This is a genomic window from Pseudomonas nitroreducens, from assembly GCF_010994165.1.
Classification (GTDB): Bacteria; Pseudomonadota; Gammaproteobacteria; order Pseudomonadales; family Pseudomonadaceae; genus Pseudomonas; species Pseudomonas nitroreducens.
Genome location: NZ_WMBX01000004.1, coordinates 571,574 through 589,525, shown reverse-complemented (window position 1 = coordinate 589,525; position 17,952 = coordinate 571,574). Strand labels below are relative to the sequence as shown.

The following is a 17,952-nucleotide window of genomic DNA, read 5'->3' as shown; positions in this document are numbered from 1 at the left end:
TCTCGTCGTGCGAACCTGCTTCAACCATAGACGCTGCGCTCACGCGGTGGTCCTTTTCGCCAGCTCCAGGTCGCGCAACTGACGGCGCAGCAACTTGCCGACGCTGGTCTTGGGCAGCTCGTCGAGCACCTCGACGAAGCTCGGCACCTTGTAGCCGGTGAGGTGCTCGCGGCAGTGGGCGATGATCTGCGCCGGTGCCAGCGACTCATCCTTGAGGCTGACGAACAGCTTCACCGACTCGCCCTTGCGTTCGTCCGGCACGCCGATGGCCACGCACTCGCGCACGCCGGGGTGGCGCATCACGGCGTCTTCCACCTCGTTGGGGAACACGTTGAAGCCGGAGACCAGGATCATGTCCTTCTTGCGGTCGACGATCTTCAGCATGCCGTTGGCGTCCAGTTCGGCGATGTCGCCGGTCTTCAGCCAACCGTCCGCGGTCAGCACCTGGGCGCTTTCCTCCGGGCGCTGCCAGTAGCCCTGCATCACCTGCGGGCCACGCAGCCACAGCTCGCCGGGCTGGTCGGGGCGGGTGTCGTTGCCCTCCTCGTCCACGGTGCGCAGCTCGGTATCCACCAGCGCCTGGCCGACGTAGCCCTCGCGATACGGGCTGTGCAGCGTGCCGGTCGAGACCACGGGCGACGCCTCGGTGAGCCCGAAGCCTTCGCGCACCGGCGCGCCGGTGGCGGCCTCCCAGCGCCGGCCCACTTCGCGGTTCAGCGGTGCCCCGCCGGAGGTCACCCACTTCAGGTGGCTGAAGTCGACGGCGGGGAAATCCGGGTGGTTCATCAGGCCGACGAACAGGGTGTTGATCCCGCTCATCAGGGTGAAGGGATAGCGGCGCATGGCGCCGATGATCTCGTCGAGATTGCGGCCGTCGCGGATGAACACCGTGTGCAGGCCCATGCCCACCGAGCTCAGCAGGTTCGTCGAGAACGCCATGATGTGGTACAGCGGCAGCGGCGCGATGCGCACGTCGGTGGCGGGGTCCAGCAGGCCGGGGCGCAGGAACAGTTCCAGGGTCTGCACGACGTTGGCGACCAGGCTGCGGTGGCTGAGCATCGCGCCCTTGGAGACACCCGTGGTGCCGCCGGTGTATTGCAGCAGCGCGAGGCGATCCAGCCCCGGCTCGATGGGCACCGGCGGCGCCTCGGCGCCCAGGCTCATGGCCTGCTGGAAGCGCGTGCAGTCGGCTTCGTCGCTGTCGAGCCGGGGGCTCTCCATGTCGTCGATCGAGGTCAGCAGGATGTGCCGCACCTCGCTGTGCGCCTGCACGCTGCGCAGCAATGGCAGCAGGCGGTCGAGCAGCAATACGGCGTTGGCGCCGGAGTCGGCCAGCTGGTGGCGCAACTCGCTGGCGGTGTATTGCGGGTTGGTGTTCACCAGCACCACGCCAGCCTTCAGCGCGCCGAAGGTGGCGATGGGGTACTGCAGGGAGTTGGGCAGCATCAGCGCCAGGCGGTCGCCGGGTTGCAGGCCGGCGTGGTGGCGCAGGTAGCGGGCGAAGGCGTCGGCCTGGCGGTCCAGTTCGGCGAAGGTGAGATGGCTGTCGCCGCAGGAGAACGCGTGGCGTTCGGGGAACTCGCGGGAGGCGCGTTGCAGCAGGTCGTACAGGTTCTGGTAACCGTGGCGGGCGATCTCGCTGGCCACGTATCCGGTCGCAATGGCAGGCATCGACTTCTCCGTACTTTTTCTCTGAGCTTCGAATTGTTGTTCTGCACAGTGAAACAGCGTGTCGAAATTGATGGTATGCGATAGGCTTGCCTGGCGCAACGAGCAGGCCGGGACCGCTGCGGGGAATGGGGTCGATCTGCTATCGTTCGCCCGCGCCGCGCGCGGCGCTCGTCCACCCGAATACCCGCCGAGGCCCCATGAGCGACGACGTCGAAGACAGCAGCAACCCCAAGGATCGCAAGTACGTCGAGGCGCTCGCCCGCGGACTGGACGTGCTGCGCGCCTTCACCCACGGCTCGGTGGTGCTCGGCAACCAGGAAATCTCGCGGATCACCGGCCTGCCCAAGGCCACGGTGTCGCGCATGACCTACACCCTGACCCAGCTGGGCTACCTCTGCTACTCGCAGCAGCACGAGAAGTACCAGCTCGATTCAGGCGTGCTGGCGCTGGGTTACGCCTACGTCTCCAACCTGCGCGTGCGCCAGTTGGCCAAGCCGTACATGGACGCCTTCGCCCGCCGCACCAACACCACGGTGGGCCTGACCTGTCGTGACTGGCTGTCGATGATCTACGTGGAAAACTGCCGCCCGCCGGAAGCGACGTCCCTGCGCATGGACGCCGGCGTGCGCCTGCCGCTGGCCACCACCGCCGCCGGCCGCGCCTACCTCGCCGCCACGCCGCAGCAGGAGCGCGAGCATCTGCTGTCGGCGCTGCAGGAGCGCCACGAAGGCGACTGGTCGGTGATGCGCGCTTCGCTCGATGCGTCCTTCGAGGAGTATTACGAGCATGGCTTCTGCCTGTCGCTGGGCGACTGGGACCGCAACGTGCGCGCTGCCGGCGTACCGCTGCGCCTGGCCGACGGCGGGCTGATGGCGCTGACCTGCGGGGCGCCGTCGTTCCAGCTCAGCGAGGAGACGCTGCGCGGGTCGCTGGCCCATGAGCTGGAGATTCTGGCGCGGGATATCGAGAGCCTCGGAGCCTGATTTTCGCGATCAACTCCCCTGCCGCTCATGCACCCTCTCCCCGGCCCTGGCTACGCGCCCCGCTCCGAAGGGAGAGGGGGCCGATTGGCGTGTTCGGAGATGACGTAGCTAGCTGGTGAGCGCCGGCCTATCCGTGAGCTCAGAACAGTCCCCTCTCCCTTCAGGGAGAGGGTTAGGGAGAGGCCAGGCTTCCGCTCAGGACTTCCCCTTGTAGGAGCGAGCTTGCTCGCGAACCGCCCAGCGCCCGTATCGCCGGTGAATCCGTTCGCGAGCAAGCTCGCTCCTACAAGTGCGTTACGCCACTTCCATCAGTCCTGCATAAACCTTCAGGTGATGATCGTCATCGCCCAACTGGTGGCTGAGCATCACCAGCCGCTTGGCGTGGTGCGCGAGGACGTATTCCCAGGTCATGCCGATGCCGCCGTGCAGCTGGATCGCCTGCTCGGCGACGTAGCGCGCGGCGCGGGTGACGATGAACTTGGCTGCCGCCAGGGTGCGGCTGCGCTCGGCGCTGTCGGGCTGGTCGGCCACGCAGGCGGCGAGGATGGCCATGCTGGTGGCCTGTTCCAGCTCGCTGCGCATGTCCACCATGCGGTGCTGCAGCACCTGGAACTTGCCGATGGGGATGCCGAACTGCTTGCGCGTCTTCAGGTAGTCCAGGGTCAGCGCGCAGGCTTCCTGCAGGCTGCCGAGGGTGTCGGCGCATTGCCCGGCGATGGCGCGGCCCTGCTGGTAACGCAGCGCCGCTAGCGCGTCACCCGGCGTGCCGAGGGCTTCGCCGAGGGCGCCGTCGAGGAACAGCTCGCAGGCGCGCTGGCCATCCACGGTTGGGTACTCGCGGCGGCTGACGCCGGCCTGCTGCGGATCGACCAGGAACAGGCCGATGCCCGCCTCGTCCCGCGCATTGCCGGACACCCGCGCCGAGACGAGGATCGCCGTGGCGCTCTGCCCGCCGACCACCACCGCCTTGCGGCCGCTCAGTTTCCAGCTATCGCCGGCCTGTTCCGCGCGGGTCTGCACGTCGTGCAGCTGGTAATGGCTTTGCGGCTCTTCCAGCGCTACAGCCAATTGCGCCTCTGCGCTGGCGATGCGCGGCAGCCAATGGTCCTTCTGCGCGTCATTGCCCAACTGGGCGATCAGGCCGCCGGCATGCACCACCGATTGCAGGTACGGCTCCAGGCACAGGCCGCGCCCCAGTTCGGTGAGCACCAGCATGCTCTCCACACCGCCGCCGAAGCCGCCGTGGCTTTCCGGCAGCGACACTGAGGTCAGCCCCAGCTCGCCGAGCTGGCGCCAGAACTCGACGCTGTAGCCCCGCTCGCTCTGGCTGAAACCCTCGCGCTTGTCGAACGGATAGGCGTCGCGCACCAGGCGCGCCGCGGTGTCCTGCAGCATCTGCTGCTCTTCGCTCGGTTTGAAGTCCATGCTCGGTGCCTCACAGTTCGAGAATCATCTTGGAGACGATGTTCTTCTGGATTTCGTTGGAGCCGCCGAAGATCGACAGCTTGCGCAGGTTGAAGTACTGGCTGGCGGGCGCGGCCGAATAGTCCGCGTGCAGCGGCTCGGCGCCCAGCTCGAATTCGTCTTCGATGAAGGGCAGCGCGTAGGGGCCGAGCACCTTGCGCAGCAGGTGGCTGATCGCCTGGCGGATCTCGGTGCCCTTCACTTTCAGGATCGAGCTTTCCGCCCCTGGTACGCCGCCTTCGCGGGCGGCGGCGAGGATGCGCAGGGTGCTCATCTCGATGGCCATCAGCTGCATTTCCACCTCCGCCACCTGGGCGCGGAACAGCGGGTCTTCGAGCATCGGCTTGCCGTCGCACAGCTCGCGGCTGGCCACGCGCTTGAGGTGTGCGAGCACCGCCTTGGACGCGCCGATACCGGCGAGCCCGGTGCGCTCGTAGGTGAGCAGGTACTTGGCGCAGGTCCAGCCTTCGTTCTCGCGGCCGACGAGGTTTTCCACCGGCACGCGCACGTTGTCGAAGAAGACCTCGTTGACCTCGTGCTCGCCGTCCAGGGTGATGATCGGCCGCACGGTGATGCCCGGTGTCTGCATGTCGATCAGCAGGAAGCTGATGCCGCGCTGCTGCTGCGCCTCCGGGTCGGTGCGCACCAGGCAGAAGATCCAGTCGGCGTGCTGGCCGAGGGTGGTCCAGGTCTTCTGGCCGTTCACCACGTAGTGATCGCCGTCGCGCACCGCGCGGGTCTTCAGCGAGGCGAGGTCGGAGCCGGCGCCCGGTTCGGAGTAGCCCTGGCACCACCAGTCGGTGCCGTCGAGGATGCGCGGCAGGTAGTGCGCCTGCTGCTCGGGCGTGCCGAACCTGATGATCACCGGGGCGACCATGTTGACGCCGAACGGCACGGTGCGCGGTGCGCCGAACGCGGCGCATTCTTCTTCGAAGATGTGCTTCTGCACGGCGTTCCAGCCGGTGCCGCCGTACTCCTCGGGCCAGTGCGTGGCGTACCAGCCCTGCTCGGTCAGCACGCGCTGCCAGCGCTGGTGGTCGCCCTTGTTCAGGTGCTTGCCCAGGCGCACCTTGGTGGCGATGTCCTGAGGCAATTTGGCTTCGAGGAAGGCGCGGACTTCATCGCGGAAGGCCAGTTCGTCGGGGGTGAAATGGATGTCCATGGCGGGTCCTCAGAGATCGGCGAAGCGGCGGCCTTCGGCCACCAGGCGTTCGAGTAGCGGCGCGGGTTGCCACCAGGCGCCAAGGCGCTGGTGGAACTCGCGGATTCGTTCGAGCACGTGGGCAAGGCCGACGCTGTCGGCATGGAACAGCGGGCCGCCACGCCAGGCGGGGAAGCCGTAGCCGTTGAGGAAGATCACGTCGACGTCGCTGGCGCGCTGGGCGATGCCTTCGTCGAGGATGTTCGCCGCCTCGTTGATCAGCGCGTAGAGGCAGCGCTCGACGATTTCCTCGTCGCTCACCGGCCCACGGCTGATGCCACGGTCGGCCGCGGCCTGCTCCAGCATGGCCGGCAACGCCGGGTTGTCCTGCGGGGGGCGGCCGCCCTCGCCGTACTGGTAGAAGCCGGTGCCGGTCTTCTGCCCGAGCATGCCGGCGGCGATCAGGTGGTCGAGTACGGTGGGCAGGGTCTGGCCGAGTTTCAGGTTCGGTCGCTGGCGCGAGCGGATCGCGTGGCTGATGTCCAGGCCGGACAGATCGCGCACCGCCAGCGGCCCCATGGCCATGCCGAAGGTGCGCAGCGCACGGTCCACCTGCGCGGGTGTGGCGCCCTCCTCCAGCAGGAACTCGGCCTGGCGGCCGTACTGGAAGATCATGCGGTTGCCGACGAAGCCGTCGCACACGCCGACCACCACCGAGACCTTCTTCAGGCGCTTGCCCAGCTGCATGGCGGTGGCCAGCACGGCGTCCGACGTCGCCTTGCCGCGTACCACTTCGAGCAGGCGCATGACGTTGGCCGGGCTGAAGAAGTGCAGGCCGACCACGTCCTGCGGCCGCTTGGTGAAGGCGGCGATTTCGTCGAGGTCCAGCGAGGAGGTATTGCTGGCGAGGATCGCGCCGGGTTTGCACACGGTGTCCAGTTGCTCGAAGACCTGGCGCTTCACGTCCAGGCTTTCGAACACGGCTTCGACCACCAGGTCCACGTCACCCAGCGCGGCGTAATCGAGTACGCCACTGATCAGGCCCATGCGCCGCTCCATCTCCTCGGCGCCCAGGCTGCCGCGCGCCACGCTGGCGGCGTACAGGCTGCGGGCGCGGTCGAGGCCGCGTTGCAGGGCTTCGTCGTTCACTTCCAGCAGCTGCACCGGGATGCCGGCGTTGGCGAAGCACAGGACGATGCCCACGCCCATGGTGCCGCCGCCGATCACGGCGGCGCGGCGCACCTCGCGCGGCTGGACGTCGGCGCCCAGGCCTTCGACCTTGGCCGCTTCGCGCTCGGCGAAGAAGGCATGGATCTGCGCGGCGCGCTGTGGCGACTCCATGCATTGCTGGAACAGCGCGCGCTCGCGGGCGAGACCTTCGCGCAGCGGTAATTGGGTGGCGGCTTCGACGGCGTCGATGCAGCGCTGCGGGGAAAACTGGCCGGGCAGGCGCTTCTGCACCTCGCCGCGCTTGTGGGCGATCAGCTCGGCGAGGCCGCTTTCCTGCACGCGCTCGTTGCGCTCGCCGGTGCGGCGCGGGCCCTTGCCGTCCGCCAGCAGGCGCTGGGCGAAGGCGAGGCCGGCTTCGCTCAGGTCGCCGTCAATGAGCTCGTCGACGACATTGAATTCGAGGGCTTCCGCTGCGCGGATCGGCGCGCCGCTGACGATCATGTCGAGGGCCTTTTCCACGCCGGCCAGGCGCGGCAGGCGCTGGGTGCCGCCGGCGCCGGGGAGCAGGCCGAGCTTCACTTCCGGCAGGCCGACCTGGGCATCGCGGCGGGCGATGCGGTAATGGCAGGACAGCGCCACTTCCAGGCCGCCGCCCAGGGCTGTGCCGTGGATCACGGCGACGCTGGGCTTGGTCGAGCCTTCGATGACCTCGACCACTTCCGGCAGCGAAGGCGCCTGCGGCGGTTTGCCGAACTCGCGGATATCGGCGCCGGCCATGAAGGTGCGCCCGGAACAGACCAGCACCACCGCACGCACCTGCGGATCGGCCTCGGCCTGCTGGAAGGCGGCGAGCAGCCCGGCGCGGACGGCGTGTCCGAGGGCGTTCACCGGTGGGTTGTCGACCGTCACCAGGGCGATGTCACCCCGGCGTTCGAGCTGTACCGCTTCTGACATGCTGTGCTCCGTCTTGCTTTTGTTTTACGGAATCATGTTTCGCTGTGCAGAATACGATGCTGTTTTTTACTTGTCGATAGGAAGGGAGTCCGGTTCGCTTGTAGGAGCGAGGGCGCCTGGCCCTTGCTCGCGAACTGCCTGTGCCATGGGTGCCCAGTGAGGTTCGCTTCGGGTTGGTGCTGTAGGAAGGCCAGAGCCAGAACCCGCCTCACCCCAGCCCTCTCCCCCTGGGAGAGGGTTAGGGTGAGGGAATGCACTTGCGCCGGGCAGCCCAGCAGCATCCCGCCGAAAAGCAAAAACGCCCTCTCCGTAATCCGGAGAGGGCGCAACCGCCCCGGCTACGCCCAGCCGGGACAAAGGAGCGGAATTCTTACTTCGCCCAGCGCCGCAGGTCCGACGGCGTGTAGTCGCTCATCTTCGCCGTCTGCCCGGTCTTCAGCCCGCTGTTCTCCTCGTTCATCAGGCCATTGACGAAGTAGCGCCCGCTGATCAGGTCGAAGGCTCCCGCCAGCGCCTCGTAGGTGAACTGCTGGTCGTAGTACGGCATGGCATGGGACTGGTAGTTGCGCCACAGCTCGCCACGGCTGTCGTAGAACTCGCCGAGGACGATGTTCCAGCTGTCCTCGTCGAGGTAATAGCGGCGCTTGCTGTAGATGTGCCGCGCGCCGGGCTTGAGGGTGGCTTCGACGACCCACACGCGGTGTTTCTCGAAGCGCGCCAGGTCCGGGTTGAGGTGGTTGGTCTTGAGGATGTCGGCGTACTTCACCGAGCGGTCGTACAGGCGGAAGCTGTTGTAGGGCACGAACAGTTCCTGCTTGCCCACCAGCTTCCAGTCGTAGCGATCCGGTGCGCCGTTGAAGCCGTCGAGGCTGTCGGCGGTGATCATGCCGTCGCTGTAGCGCGCGCTGTTGTCGTAGGCGATCAGCGGGGCGCGACGCACGCGGCGCTGGCCGGGAATGTACTGCCAGGCCGCGCGCGGTTCGGCGACCTGGTCCATCGGCTCGTGGGACAGCACGGCTTCGCCGGACAACCGCGCCGGTTCCAGCACGCGGGTCTTGAACAGGTAGAGGATGTTGGCGTCGGCCGGCAGGTCGGAAATCGTCTGGGCGTAGTTCATCTCGGTCTGCGAGCGCACCAGGCTGTAGACGCCATTCTCCTTCACGTTGGCCGAGCTGAAGGTGCGCTCGATGCTGCCGCCGCGGTAGCGGGTGATGTGGTTCCAGATCGCCTCGACACCCTCCCTGGGCAGCGGGAACGGGACGCCCCGGTGGTAATTCAGCACGCCGTTGCCGCCATCGGCGAGCTTGCTCTGCTCGGCGTTCCGGCGGGTTTCGGCGTTGATCTCGTCAGGCAGCCGGGCGCTGCGGTGGCTCGGGTAGACGTTGATCCTGTAGGTGTTGGGGTAGCGCGTGAGCATCGCCTGCTCGCCGGGGCTGAGCCACTGGCTGTACTGCGCGGCGTTGGCCGGAGTGATGGTGAACAGGGGCTTCTCGGCAGCGTAGGGGTTGGCGTAGCCGCCCTTGGCGTCGACCTGCCCGGCGTTGGGTGCCAGGCCGCCGTCCCAGGCGGGGATGCTGCCGTCGGCGTTGGCGGCCTTCTCGGCGCCCACCGGGGTGAGTTTGCCGCCCAGGTCGGCAACGGTGTCGGCGTGGGCGCCAACGGCCAGGCCCATGGCCAGCGCCAGGGCGGTGATTCGCATGAGTTGCATCGGCAGGTTCCTCAGAAGTCGACCTTGGCGCTGACGCTGTAGAAGTCGCGGTCGTCGAGCGTGCTGTACTGGTTGTTGCCGAAGAAGGCGTTGTAGCCGAACTCCAGGCTGTAATCGTTGAGGTAGTTGAAGGCCAGGGAGAGGCCGGCCGCCATCTGCCCTTCCTGGAACGGGCCGCCCGGATCGTAGGAGTAGCCCTCCACGTCATGGCGGAAGTTCAGGCTGGGCAGCATGTTCACGCCCGGCAGCACATCGCTGTATTCCAGGCCGGCGCGCAGGCGATAGCCCCAGGACCAGGGCGTGGTGAAGCCGTCGTCGGTGCAGTAGCGGTTGGTCACGCCGGTGCTCGGCGCGTTGCAGGCGGCGCCGTCCAGGCGCGCGCTGCGGCCGAAGGCGGCGTTGCGCCCCAGGCGTTCGTCGCCCAGGTCGCCGACATGCACCACGCCGGCCTCGCCCAGCAGGGTCAGGCGCGTGGCGCCGAGCACGTTGTCGATGATCTGGGTGGCCGAGGCCGTCATCTGCCACACCGGCTTGCGCACCCAGCCGTCCAGGCTCTGGCCGGTGGTGGTGGCGCTGGCCGGAATACCTTCGATGGCCGAACTGCCGGATGGCCCGGTGATCATCGCCACGTTCATGTCCGGGCCGTTCATGGCCACCGGCATGTTCGGCCGGTAGCTCAGTTCCGCGCCCAGCGAGGTGCCCCAGCCGGGCAGCGCGCCGTTGATGCTCAGGCCATAGAGATGGATGTTCTCCGGGAACGCAGCGGCGTACACCGGGCCCTGCACGCGGCCGATGGGGAAGTTGCCGGGCTTGCTGGCGTCGCGTGCGGTCAGTTCCAGGTACGGCAGGCGGGCGTGGTAGTTGACGTAGTAGAAGGCTGCCTCGGCGTCGTTCAGCGAGCTGATCAGCGTGCGCAGCGCGACACCCCACTGGCCCTGGTCGGAAGGGTCCTGGTCGTCGCCGTGGGCGGCGTACAGGCCGGCGGCCTGCATCTGCGCGTCGGTCTGCGTCTGGCTCAGGTACAGCGGCCCGCAGCCGGGCTGGATGGCGTCGCTGGTGGCGAAGAAGGTGCCGCAACCGTCCAGCACGCTGGGTCGCCAGTTGTACTGGTAGAAGCCTTCTAGGTTGACCTTGTCGGTCAGGCCGAGGTTGAACGAGAGCATCTCCACCGGCAGCTGGCCTTCCTTGATGTCCACGCCGGGCTTGTTGAAGGCGCTGTAGTCCAGCGGGTTGATCACGTTGATGCCGTTCTGGATCAGGATCGCCTCGCCCCAGGACAGCACCTGCTTGCCGAGCTTGAGGTTCAGCGGATGCTCGTCGACGTCGAAGTCCTTCCACACGTAGGCATCGAGGGTATCGAAGCCGTGGTAGCGCGCCAGGGTCGGCCAGCCGCTGTCGTCGAAGTCCTTGAAGCGCCCGTCGCCGGTTTCGTAGGCGTTGTCGTACCAGTACTTGAAGCGGATGAACGCGCCCTGCCCCTGGCCATCCAGGCTGAAGTCGGTGAGGCCCTTGAACATCTGCGAGATCGGGTCGCCCTTCTTGAAGTTCAGGCGGTTGTCGTCGGCGCTGACGCTGGTGCCGTCGGCGTTATTGATGTGCTGCGCCTGCACCGCGTTGGCGTGGGTCATCAGGTGCCGGTCCGGGTCCTGCGCCGACCAGCTGGCGCCCAGGCTCAGGGTGGTCTTGGTGGACAGGCTCCAGTCGTCGTTCAGCTCGAAGGTGGTGGCCTGCGCGTGGCTGGCGCCGGTCACCGCGAGGCTCAGCAGGAGAGGTTGGGCAAAGCTGCGTGGGCGCCGCCCCCGGCAGACGGGGGGAACGGCGGCCGGATGGATTCTTGTCATTATGGGCTCCGGGTATGAGGTACCGCGGGAGCACCATGACGGCGGCGGCCCTTTCCGCCACAAGCCGGGAGCGACAAATTTCGATCATGCGCCGATCGACTGGCCCAGACGGAACTGCTTGGGCGTGATGCCGAAGCGCTTGCGGAAGGCGCGGATGAAGTTGCCGCTCTGGCGGTAGCCGATGCGTTCGGCGATGCGTTCGATGGGCTGGTCGGACGAACGCAGCCAGATGCGCGCCAGGCTCAGGCCATCGCCCTCCCCGGTCCGCGCGGTGCCGCACCATTGGCGGCGCAGGCTCTGGTAGAGGAACTCGTTGGCGCCCGGCAGCGGCGTGTCCAGCAGCGCAGTGGGCAGTTGCAGGAATGGCGTCGGCGTGACCTGCCACGGCACATTCCAGAGCGTCAGCATTTCCTCGCAGCGCTGCCGCGGGCCGATCCCCACGGCGTTGAACACGCCCTGTGGCGAGCGGCCGATCCGCCGCGAGATATTGCGGATCAAGGTGAGCACGGCGGCGTCGAGGCCGAAGTGGTGCAGGTTCTGGGTGACCGGATCGAGGACCAGGCGAGTGTTCTCGCCATCGAACTCCAACCGTGCGTCCACGCAATTGGTCACCGACGGCACGTGCTCGCAGAACGCGCGCAGGCTGGTGCCCAGGTCCGGCGCGGAATCCAGCAGGATATTCAGCCCCTGCAGGCAATGGGTCGCCATGCCGTTGACCAGCTCGCAGCCGAAGTGCGGATTACCGCTGGCCCGCTCGCACTCGCGCCACAGCTGCTCCACCTGCAGCGCTGGAATGCGCCCGCGGTGGTCGTCCAGCAAAGCTTCGGCAATACCGGCGCGCAGGCGCAGGTCGACGGCGCTGAGCCCGAGGCGGGCGGCGTGCAGCAGGATGGTGCTGGCGAAGGCACTGGAGGCGAAGAGCAGGGGCGACATGGCGGGGTACCGGTTCAGCGACCGGTTTACTAGATCAGCTCGCTCTGTTATCCATCAAATTCATTCGACTCAACACTTTGATGCGCAGGATGCATGATGGAACTCCGACAGCTTCGCCACCTGGCCGCCCTCGCCGACTTCCAGAACTTCCAGCGCGCCGCCGATGCCATCGGCCTCAGCCAGTCGGCGCTGAGCCGCAGCATCCAGACCCTGGAGCGTGATCTCGACTGCGAGCTGGTGGACCGCCAGAGTCGCGACTTCCGCCTCACCGGCCAGGGTCAGCTGGTGCTGCAGCACGCCCGTCGCCTGCTCAGTGGCACCCGTTCGCTGCGCAACGAACTGGAGCAGTACAACGGCCTCAATGCCGGCGAACTGCGCTTCGGCTGCGGTCCCTACCCCGCCCAGTTGCTGGTGCCGGAGGCGATGGCGGATTTCATCCGCGCACACCCGGCCATCGACGTCGGCTTCCTGATGGGCGACTGGGAGCAGATGGCCCAGTTGCTCAAGGAAGAGCAGGTGGAATTCTTCATCGGCGATGCGCGCAATTTCGCCGGCGACCCCGACTACCAGGTGCGCTGGATGGACCTGCGCCCGGGGCGCTTCTTCTGCCGGCCGGGGCACCCGCTGACCGGGCAGGGCACGCTGCGCCTGGCCGCCCTGCTCGATTACCCGCGCGTCGGTACGCGTATCCCGCCGCCGCTGCGCAAGGTGTTGGCCGAGGTGCTCGGCGAGCGTGACTTCCACATGAACGTCGAGTGCGCGCAGTTCGCCGCGATCCTGCATATCGTCGCGCGTTCCGATGCGGTGGGCCTCGCCGCGGTGGAGGCCCTACACGATCCGGTGCAGCGCGGCGAGGTGGCGATCCTGCAGATCGTCGACGTGCCCCAGGACCGCCCCGAGCTGCGCCTGCACTACGGCATCGTCAGCCGCGCAGGCTACGGCTTGTCGCCGGCGGCGCAGGCGATGATCGAGGCGATCTTCGCGGCCGATCGGCGCTTGCCGCGCGGAAGTCATGCGGGCTGATGGGGCGCAGCGGCGCCGGCCTCTGCTGAAACCTCAGGGATGTTGCGTGCTGCCGGCCACCAGCAGGTCGCCATGCTGCTCGCAGAAACACTCGTCATGCCAGCCGTAATGTGGATCGCGGCAGATCGAATGCTTCACCGGGCCGGTCAACTCGCCCAGTGGAACGCGGAGGCTGTCGCGCAATGCGGCGTAGATCGAACCGGGCTGCGGCCAGTCGGTGCGCACCGGCCCTTCGCCCAACTGGTTGCCGGCACTCAGCTCCGCGCGAAGGATCGCGTCGAGTTCGGGGCACAGGCTGGCGGTAGGGATTCGCTTCATGGGGTTCCCGCTGTCGATGGCATCCGTTGGCCACAAGCTTATCCACCGGTCGCATGCCTGGGAACGCTCGCCTAGCGCTCCAGGGCGATGCGTTGCCGTGGCGGTTTCCGCAGGCCGGCGAACGCCTGCTGGATACCGGTCAGTGCCCGCTCCATCGCTTGCTCGAAGCGGTAGCAGCTTTCCACATAGAGACACAACTCCAGGCACAGCGGCTGCTCCAGCGGCAGCGGGCTCTGCTGCAGCCCCAACAGCTCGGCGACGCGGCTGGGCAGGGTCAGGCCGAAGGGCTGGCGGTCGGCGATCAGGCGTGCGGCCAGTGCGCTCTGCACGCTCACGGCGATGCTCCGGCGCTGGCCACGCAGGCCCAGCTCCAGGTCCACCGGCGCAAGCCCGTCGCGGCGCTGCGACACCTGGATCTGCGGTACCCGCAGGTATTCCTCCAGCGTACGCGGCGCCTGCTGCAAGGCCGCGCCATGGGCGAACACATAGTGGTCGCTGAGCAGAGGCAGCTTGCGCAAGCCGCTCTGCTGGGAAATCGGCTGGTCGACGTCGATCAGCAGGTCGAGTTTGCCGGTGGCCAACTCGTGCAACGCTTCGCGGCGGCGGCTCTGGTAGTAGCGCACCTGCCAGTCCTGCTCCGGCTGCTCGCACAGCGCGTCGAGCAGCAGCGGCTGGAAAGCGTCCGGGCAGCTCAGGCGCAGGCTCCGCGTGGGCGTCGTGGCCAGCGCCGCGGGTGTGTGGTGCAGGGCGTCACGCAGGCTGTCGAGGGCGTCGCGGACGTGCCCGGAGAGCCGGTGCGCCACCAGCGTCGGCGCCACGCCCAGGTGCGTCTTGACGAACAGCGGGTCCGCGCAGAGCAGGCGCAGGCGGCGCAGCGCGTTGCTCATCGCCGGCTGGGTGAGGTTCATCACCTCGGCGGCGCGGGTGATGCTGCGCTGGCGGTAGATGGCGTCGAAGGCCAGCAGCAGGTTGAGGTCCAGTTGGCGTAGGTCGAGCATGGCGGGTACCGCGTTGGGCGCGAAAGCGAGCGGTGGATGCTAGTGAGCGCCCTGCCCCGCGCCGCCAGCGCTACAGGACAATTTCCGATCATCCGTGTGCTGCACCGATGAACGCGGTGCCGGCATTCGGCCGATGAATGCGCTTCGGCGATGTGCGCGGGACTTGGCATAGTGGTTCTCCCTGTGTCATCACCTTTCGCGGGAGCCCCGGCCATGAACGAGTTCGATCACCAGCTGCTGGCGGTCAACGGCATCCAGCTCAGCCTCTACAGCTGCGGCCCGCCGAGTGGCAAGCCGGTCTGGCTGCTGCATGGCTTCCCCGAGTGCTGGCATTCCTGGCAGCACCAGATGCGCGCGCTCGCTGCCGCCGGCTACCGCGTGTTCGTGCCGGAGATGCGCGGCTACGGCCAGACCAGCGCGCCCGACGCGGTGGATGCCTATGACGTGCTGACCCTGTGCGCGGATATCCAGGGAGCGATGGATGCCCTGGGCCACGAGCGCGTAGCGATGGTCGGTCACGACTGGGGCGCCCCGGTGGCGTGGCACCTGGCGCTGCTGGAGCCGCAGCGCGTCGAGGTGCTGGCCACGCTGTCGGTTCCCTTCGCCGGCCGCGCCAAGCGCCCCGCCGTGGAGATCATGCGCGAGGTGTTCGCCGGCAAATTCTTCTACATCCTCTACTTCCAGCAGCCGGGGCGCGCAGAGGCCGAGCTGGACGCGGACGTCGCCATCAGCCTGCGGCACTTCCTCGGTGACAACGTGCGCCTGGCGCCCGACCAGTCCCCCGATGGCCGCCTGTTCGACGGCCTGCCGACCCCGCCGCAGCACCCGAGCTGGTGCAGCGCCGAGGACTTCCAGTACTACGTGCGAACCTTCCAGGGCCGCGGCTTCCACGGCGCGCTGAACTGGTACCGCAACTTCGAGCGCAGCTGGCAGCGCACCGAGTCGCTGGTCGGGCGCCAGGTACAGCAGCCGACGCTGTTCCTGATCGGCGACCGCGACCCGGTCGGGCGCTTCGAGGCGTACACCCTGCAGCGCATGCCCGAGCATGTGCCGAACCTCGAACAGCATGCGCTGGAGGACTGCGGGCACTGGATCCAGAACCAGCAGCCGCAAAAGGTGAATGCCTACCTGCTGGACTTCTTCACGCGCCATTACCCGGCCTGAATTCGTTGGCGCTTGTGGGCATCGGGCGCAATGCGTAAGGTCGGTCGCGCCGCCATCCCGAGCTGCCGAGCCCATGAGCCCCCGTCCCGCCGACCTGTCCAACGCCTTCTACGCGCCGACCCTGCTGCCGGCCATCGAGGAGCTGTTGGCGCGCGGTGTGCCGGGCGATGAGCTGGAAGCGAGCTTCCGCCGCACGCTGCTGGAGCTGCGCACGCCGCTGGTGCGGGTGCCGCTGTTCCTCTCGCGGCGCTTCTGGGACCAGGCCGAAGCGGCCAGCGGCGAATCGGCCATCGGCCTGCTGGCGGGCAAGCGCTTCGCCTCGACCCTGACCAACGGCCTGACCTACCTGTTCGACGTGGCGCCGACCCTGGAGTCGGCCTGCGCCTACTTCTGCGAGTACTTCCCGTATTTCAACGGTTCGTTGCGCGCCGAGTTGCGCGAGGACCGCGGGCAGATCGCCCTGGTACTCAGCGAACAGGGTGCGCTGCTGTCGGGGCGGCAGAGCAGCGAATACACCGTGGTGGGTATCTGCAGCCTGTTGCGGCGCAAGCTGTCGGCCAGCGGCATTCCACTCGATCCCCTGCTGGCCATCGACTTGCCCGGCGTCGAGCCGGCCAGTCCGCATGTCTACCAGCAGGCGCTGCGCGTGCCTCTGCGCTGGCGCTCGGCGGCGGTGGTGCTGCACCTGGCGCCGGAGCTGTACCGCCGCCCTCTGTCGCCGCCCAACGCCGAGCTGGAGGCCACCCTGGTCGGCCTGCTCGACCAGGCGCGCAGCCAGACCCAGCGTACCCTGCTGGACGAGGCCGCCGACTACATTGCCCGCGAACTGCCCCAGGGCGCGAGCTTCCAGGCATTCTGCGAGCTCCGCCATCTGACCGAGCGCACCGCCGCGCGGCGATTGCTCAGCCACGGCTGGCGCTACAGCGAGCTGCTGGACGAGCAACGGCGCTTCCGCGCGCTGGACCTGCTGGAGGATCCGCTGCTGTCACTGGCGCAGATCACCGACCAACTCGGCTACGGTGACTTGCAGAGCTTTTCCCGCGCCTTCAGCCGCTGGTACGGCACCAGCCCCGGTGCCTGGCGCGACGCCCTGCCCCGCTGAGTCAGGCGGTGCGGCGCATGCCGATGTGCGGGATGTCGTCTTCCAGATAGACCTCGGTCACCGGCGCGAAGCCGTAGCGACCGTAGTAGCCCTGCAGGTGCGCCTGGGCCGAGAGGTAGATCGGCAGGCCGGCCCAGCGCCGGGCAATGGCTTGCAGCGCCTGCTCCATCAGCTGGTGGCCAAGACCGCTGCCGCGCCCGGCCGGCGCAATCACCACGCGGCCGATCACCACGTCGCCGTCATGGCGTTGCGGATCGAGCAGGCGCAGGTAGCCGATCAGTTGGCCATCCTGCTCCACCATCAGGTGGCAGGTGTCGCCGACCAGGTCGAGGCCGTCGACTTCCTGGTACGGGCATTTCTGCTCCACCACGAAGACTTCGGTGCGCAGTTGCAGGATGGCGTAGAGCTCTTCCTTGGTCAGGTCGCGGTGGTGCTTGCAGGTCCAGTTCAGGGCCATGTTCTGTTCACTCCGGTCATCGAGAAGGCCATGGTAACGCGGCTCACACCGGCGCGTGGAAGCGCAGTGTCGCGGACCCGCCCAGGTGCCGGCGCAGCGCTTCGATGGCGACCTTCACCTTGGCCGGCTGGGCGTCGCGGCGCGGAGTGACGGCGTAGATGCCGAACGGCGGCAATGACCACTCCGGCAGCAGGCGCACCAGCCTGCCCTCCTCCAGTGCCTCGCGCACTTCGGGTTCCGGTTGGCAGGACACGCCGAGGCCATCGAGGGTGAACTGGCGCAGGGCGATCATGCTGTTGGCGGCGACGCGCGCCTCCAGGCGCAGCTTGCAGGTTTCTCCGCCCGGCCCGCTGAAGGTCAGGTAGGCCTGGTGCGCCACGGTGTTCAGCGCCAGCCAGTCCACGTTCTGCAATTGCTGGGGATGGTCGATGGCGGCGATGCGCCGAAGGTAGGTGGGTGCTGCGCAGATGACGTTGTTCCATTCCGCCAGATGGCGCGCCACCAGGCTGGAATCGGAGAGGCTGCCGACACGGATGGCGAGGTCGATGCGCTGTTCGATCAGGTCGATCTGCTCGTCATGGAAGAACAACTGCAAGCGCAGTTGCCGGTGGTTCTCCAGCAGCGGCCGCAGCGCTTCGGTGATCAACTTGCCGGAAAAGCCCACCGGTGCCGCCAGCCGCAGCTCGCCCACCGGCGCTTCGCGCCATTCGCCCAGGCGCTGCTCGGCTTCCTCGGCAATCGCCAGCATCTGCGCGCAGCTGCGGTAGAAGGCCTCGCCGGCTTCGGTCAGCGTCAGCTTGCGGGTGGTGCGGTGCAGCAGCGTGACCTGGGCGTGGGCTTCGAGCTTGCGAATCTGCTGGCTGACCGCCGAGGGCGTCATGCCGAGGGCCTCGGCCGCGGCGGCCATGGAGCCGCGCGAGACCACGGTAGCGAACACCGCCATGCCGCGAAGATTGTCCATTGTGAAGCTCCGCTAAAGAGTGAAAGGCAAAATAGCGGGTTTTTCCCTTGATTGCCGGCGCCTA

The 17,952-nt window shown here is 67.8% G+C and carries 15 protein-coding genes; 4 read left to right on the top strand and 11 right to left on the bottom strand.

Translation table 11 applies throughout. The features are described from left to right. Nucleotides 1–39 precede the first annotated feature (39 nt). Complete coding sequence (locus GJV37_RS20340; protein ID WP_193452886.1) at nucleotides 40–1,671, bottom strand: AMP-binding protein; 1,632 nt, start codon at nucleotides 1,669–1,671, stop codon at nucleotides 40–42. 197 nt (nucleotides 1,672–1,868) lie between these two features. Between GJV37_RS20340 and GJV37_RS20335 the strand changes: the two genes are divergently transcribed. Next, nucleotides 1,869–2,654, top strand: a complete 786-nt coding sequence (locus GJV37_RS20335) for an IclR family transcriptional regulator (RefSeq protein WP_024763684.1) — start codon at nucleotides 1,869–1,871, stop codon at nucleotides 2,652–2,654. 294 nt (nucleotides 2,655–2,948) lie between these two features. Here GJV37_RS20335 and GJV37_RS20330 read toward each other — a convergent pair whose 3' ends face one another. From GJV37_RS20330 to GJV37_RS20305, 6 genes are all read right to left on the bottom strand, one after another. Beyond that, nucleotides 2,949–4,079, bottom strand: coding sequence for an acyl-CoA dehydrogenase family protein (locus GJV37_RS20330; RefSeq protein ID WP_193452885.1), 1,131 nt, complete (start codon nucleotides 4,077–4,079; stop codon nucleotides 2,949–2,951). Between the two features lie 10 nt (nucleotides 4,080–4,089). Further along, the gene (locus GJV37_RS20325; RefSeq protein ID WP_084358458.1) at nucleotides 4,090–5,280 is read right to left on the bottom strand and encodes an acyl-CoA dehydrogenase family protein; all 1,191 of its coding nucleotides are present in this window, start codon (nucleotides 5,278–5,280) and stop codon (nucleotides 4,090–4,092) included. Between the two features lie 9 nt (nucleotides 5,281–5,289). Next, nucleotides 5,290–7,383 carry a 3-hydroxyacyl-CoA dehydrogenase NAD-binding domain-containing protein gene (locus tag GJV37_RS20320; protein WP_193452884.1) on the bottom strand — a complete coding sequence of 698 codons (2,094 nt, stop codon included), beginning with the start codon at nucleotides 7,381–7,383 and terminating at the stop codon, nucleotides 5,290–5,292. Between the two features lie 370 nt (nucleotides 7,384–7,753). Then, nucleotides 7,754–9,091, bottom strand: coding sequence for a DUF1329 domain-containing protein (locus GJV37_RS20315; RefSeq protein ID WP_246228392.1), 1,338 nt, complete (start codon nucleotides 9,089–9,091; stop codon nucleotides 7,754–7,756). Between the two features lie 11 nt (nucleotides 9,092–9,102). Continuing rightward, nucleotides 9,103–10,932: a DUF1302 domain-containing protein gene (locus GJV37_RS20310; protein ID WP_246228391.1), complete on the bottom strand. Its 1,830-nt coding sequence runs from the start codon at nucleotides 10,930–10,932 to the stop codon at nucleotides 9,103–9,105. Nucleotides 10,933–11,016: 84 nt separating this feature from the next. Then, the gene (locus GJV37_RS20305) at nucleotides 11,017–11,865 is read right to left on the bottom strand and encodes an AraC family transcriptional regulator (RefSeq protein ID WP_193452883.1); all 849 of its coding nucleotides are present in this window, start codon (nucleotides 11,863–11,865) and stop codon (nucleotides 11,017–11,019) included. Between the two features lie 96 nt (nucleotides 11,866–11,961). Between GJV37_RS20305 and GJV37_RS20300 the strand changes: the two genes are divergently transcribed. Continuing rightward, nucleotides 11,962–12,888 (top strand): LysR family transcriptional regulator, encoded by a 927-nt coding sequence (locus tag GJV37_RS20300; RefSeq protein ID WP_065327704.1) that lies wholly within the window; start codon nucleotides 11,962–11,964, stop codon nucleotides 12,886–12,888. A gap of 33 nt (nucleotides 12,889–12,921) precedes the next feature. Here the strand turns inward: GJV37_RS20300 and GJV37_RS20295 are convergent, their stop codons facing one another. Both GJV37_RS20295 and GJV37_RS20290 read right to left on the bottom strand, forming a co-directional pair. Then, on the bottom strand, nucleotides 12,922–13,206 hold the full coding sequence (locus tag GJV37_RS20295; RefSeq protein ID WP_037011740.1) for a hypothetical protein: 285 nt from the start codon (nucleotides 13,204–13,206) through the stop codon (nucleotides 12,922–12,924). A gap of 71 nt (nucleotides 13,207–13,277) precedes the next feature. After that, the gene (locus GJV37_RS20290) at nucleotides 13,278–14,204 is read right to left on the bottom strand and encodes a LysR family transcriptional regulator (protein WP_193452882.1); all 927 of its coding nucleotides are present in this window, start codon (nucleotides 14,202–14,204) and stop codon (nucleotides 13,278–13,280) included. 213 nt (nucleotides 14,205–14,417) lie between these two features. On the opposite strand from GJV37_RS20290, the gene GJV37_RS20285 reads away from it, so the two are divergent. Both GJV37_RS20285 and GJV37_RS20280 read left to right on the top strand, forming a co-directional pair. Then, the gene (locus GJV37_RS20285; protein ID WP_193452881.1) at nucleotides 14,418–15,368 is read left to right on the top strand and encodes an alpha/beta fold hydrolase; all 951 of its coding nucleotides are present in this window, start codon (nucleotides 14,418–14,420) and stop codon (nucleotides 15,366–15,368) included. A gap of 73 nt (nucleotides 15,369–15,441) precedes the next feature. Further along, nucleotides 15,442–16,470 carry a helix-turn-helix domain-containing protein gene (locus tag GJV37_RS20280; protein ID WP_024763693.1) on the top strand — a complete coding sequence of 343 codons (1,029 nt, stop codon included), beginning with the start codon at nucleotides 15,442–15,444 and terminating at the stop codon, nucleotides 16,468–16,470. A 1-nt stretch (nucleotide 16,471) separates the two neighbouring features. Here GJV37_RS20280 and GJV37_RS20275 read toward each other — a convergent pair whose 3' ends face one another. Both GJV37_RS20275 and GJV37_RS20270 read right to left on the bottom strand, forming a co-directional pair. Next, nucleotides 16,472–16,927: a GNAT family N-acetyltransferase gene (locus GJV37_RS20275; protein ID WP_169889474.1), complete on the bottom strand. Its 456-nt coding sequence runs from the start codon at nucleotides 16,925–16,927 to the stop codon at nucleotides 16,472–16,474. A gap of 43 nt (nucleotides 16,928–16,970) precedes the next feature. Next, the gene (locus GJV37_RS20270; RefSeq protein ID WP_024763695.1) at nucleotides 16,971–17,888 is read right to left on the bottom strand and encodes a LysR family transcriptional regulator; all 918 of its coding nucleotides are present in this window, start codon (nucleotides 17,886–17,888) and stop codon (nucleotides 16,971–16,973) included. Nucleotides 17,889–17,952 lie beyond the last annotated feature (64 nt).

Excerpts from the sequence above, each read along its gene's own strand:
- GJV37_RS20305 (WP_193452883.1), bottom strand. The coding sequence starts at position 11,865 with ATGTCGCCCCTGCTCTTCGCCTCCAGTGCCTTCGCCAGCACCATCCTG.
- GJV37_RS20280 (WP_024763693.1), top strand. The coding sequence starts at position 15,442 with ATGAGCCCCCGTCCCGCCGACCTGTCCAACGCCTTCTACGCGCCGACC.
- GJV37_RS20275 (WP_169889474.1), bottom strand. The coding sequence starts at position 16,927 with ATGGCCCTGAACTGGACCTGCAAGCACCACCGCGACCTGACCAAGGAA.
- GJV37_RS20335 (WP_024763684.1), top strand. The coding sequence starts at position 1,869 with ATGAGCGACGACGTCGAAGACAGCAGCAACCCCAAGGATCGCAAGTAC.
- GJV37_RS20340 (WP_193452886.1), bottom strand. The coding sequence starts at position 1,671 with ATGCCTGCCATTGCGACCGGATACGTGGCCAGCGAGATCGCCCGCCAC.
- GJV37_RS20330 (WP_193452885.1), bottom strand. The coding sequence starts at position 4,079 with ATGGACTTCAAACCGAGCGAAGAGCAGCAGATGCTGCAGGACACCGCG.
- GJV37_RS20290 (WP_193452882.1), bottom strand. The coding sequence starts at position 14,204 with ATGCTCGACCTACGCCAACTGGACCTCAACCTGCTGCTGGCCTTCGAC.
- GJV37_RS20285 (WP_193452881.1), top strand. The coding sequence starts at position 14,418 with ATGAACGAGTTCGATCACCAGCTGCTGGCGGTCAACGGCATCCAGCTC.
- GJV37_RS20295 (WP_037011740.1), bottom strand. The coding sequence starts at position 13,206 with ATGAAGCGAATCCCTACCGCCAGCCTGTGCCCCGAACTCGACGCGATC.
- GJV37_RS20270 (WP_024763695.1), bottom strand. The coding sequence starts at position 17,888 with ATGGACAATCTTCGCGGCATGGCGGTGTTCGCTACCGTGGTCTCGCGC.
- GJV37_RS20300 (WP_065327704.1), top strand. The coding sequence starts at position 11,962 with ATGGAACTCCGACAGCTTCGCCACCTGGCCGCCCTCGCCGACTTCCAG.
- GJV37_RS20315 (WP_246228392.1), bottom strand. The coding sequence starts at position 9,091 with ATGCAACTCATGCGAATCACCGCCCTGGCGCTGGCCATGGGCCTGGCC.
- GJV37_RS20310 (WP_246228391.1), bottom strand. The coding sequence starts at position 10,932 with ATGACAAGAATCCATCCGGCCGCCGTTCCCCCCGTCTGCCGGGGGCGG.
- GJV37_RS20325 (WP_084358458.1), bottom strand. The coding sequence starts at position 5,280 with ATGGACATCCATTTCACCCCCGACGAACTGGCCTTCCGCGATGAAGTC.
- GJV37_RS20320 (WP_193452884.1), bottom strand. The coding sequence starts at position 7,383 with ATGTCAGAAGCGGTACAGCTCGAACGCCGGGGTGACATCGCCCTGGTG.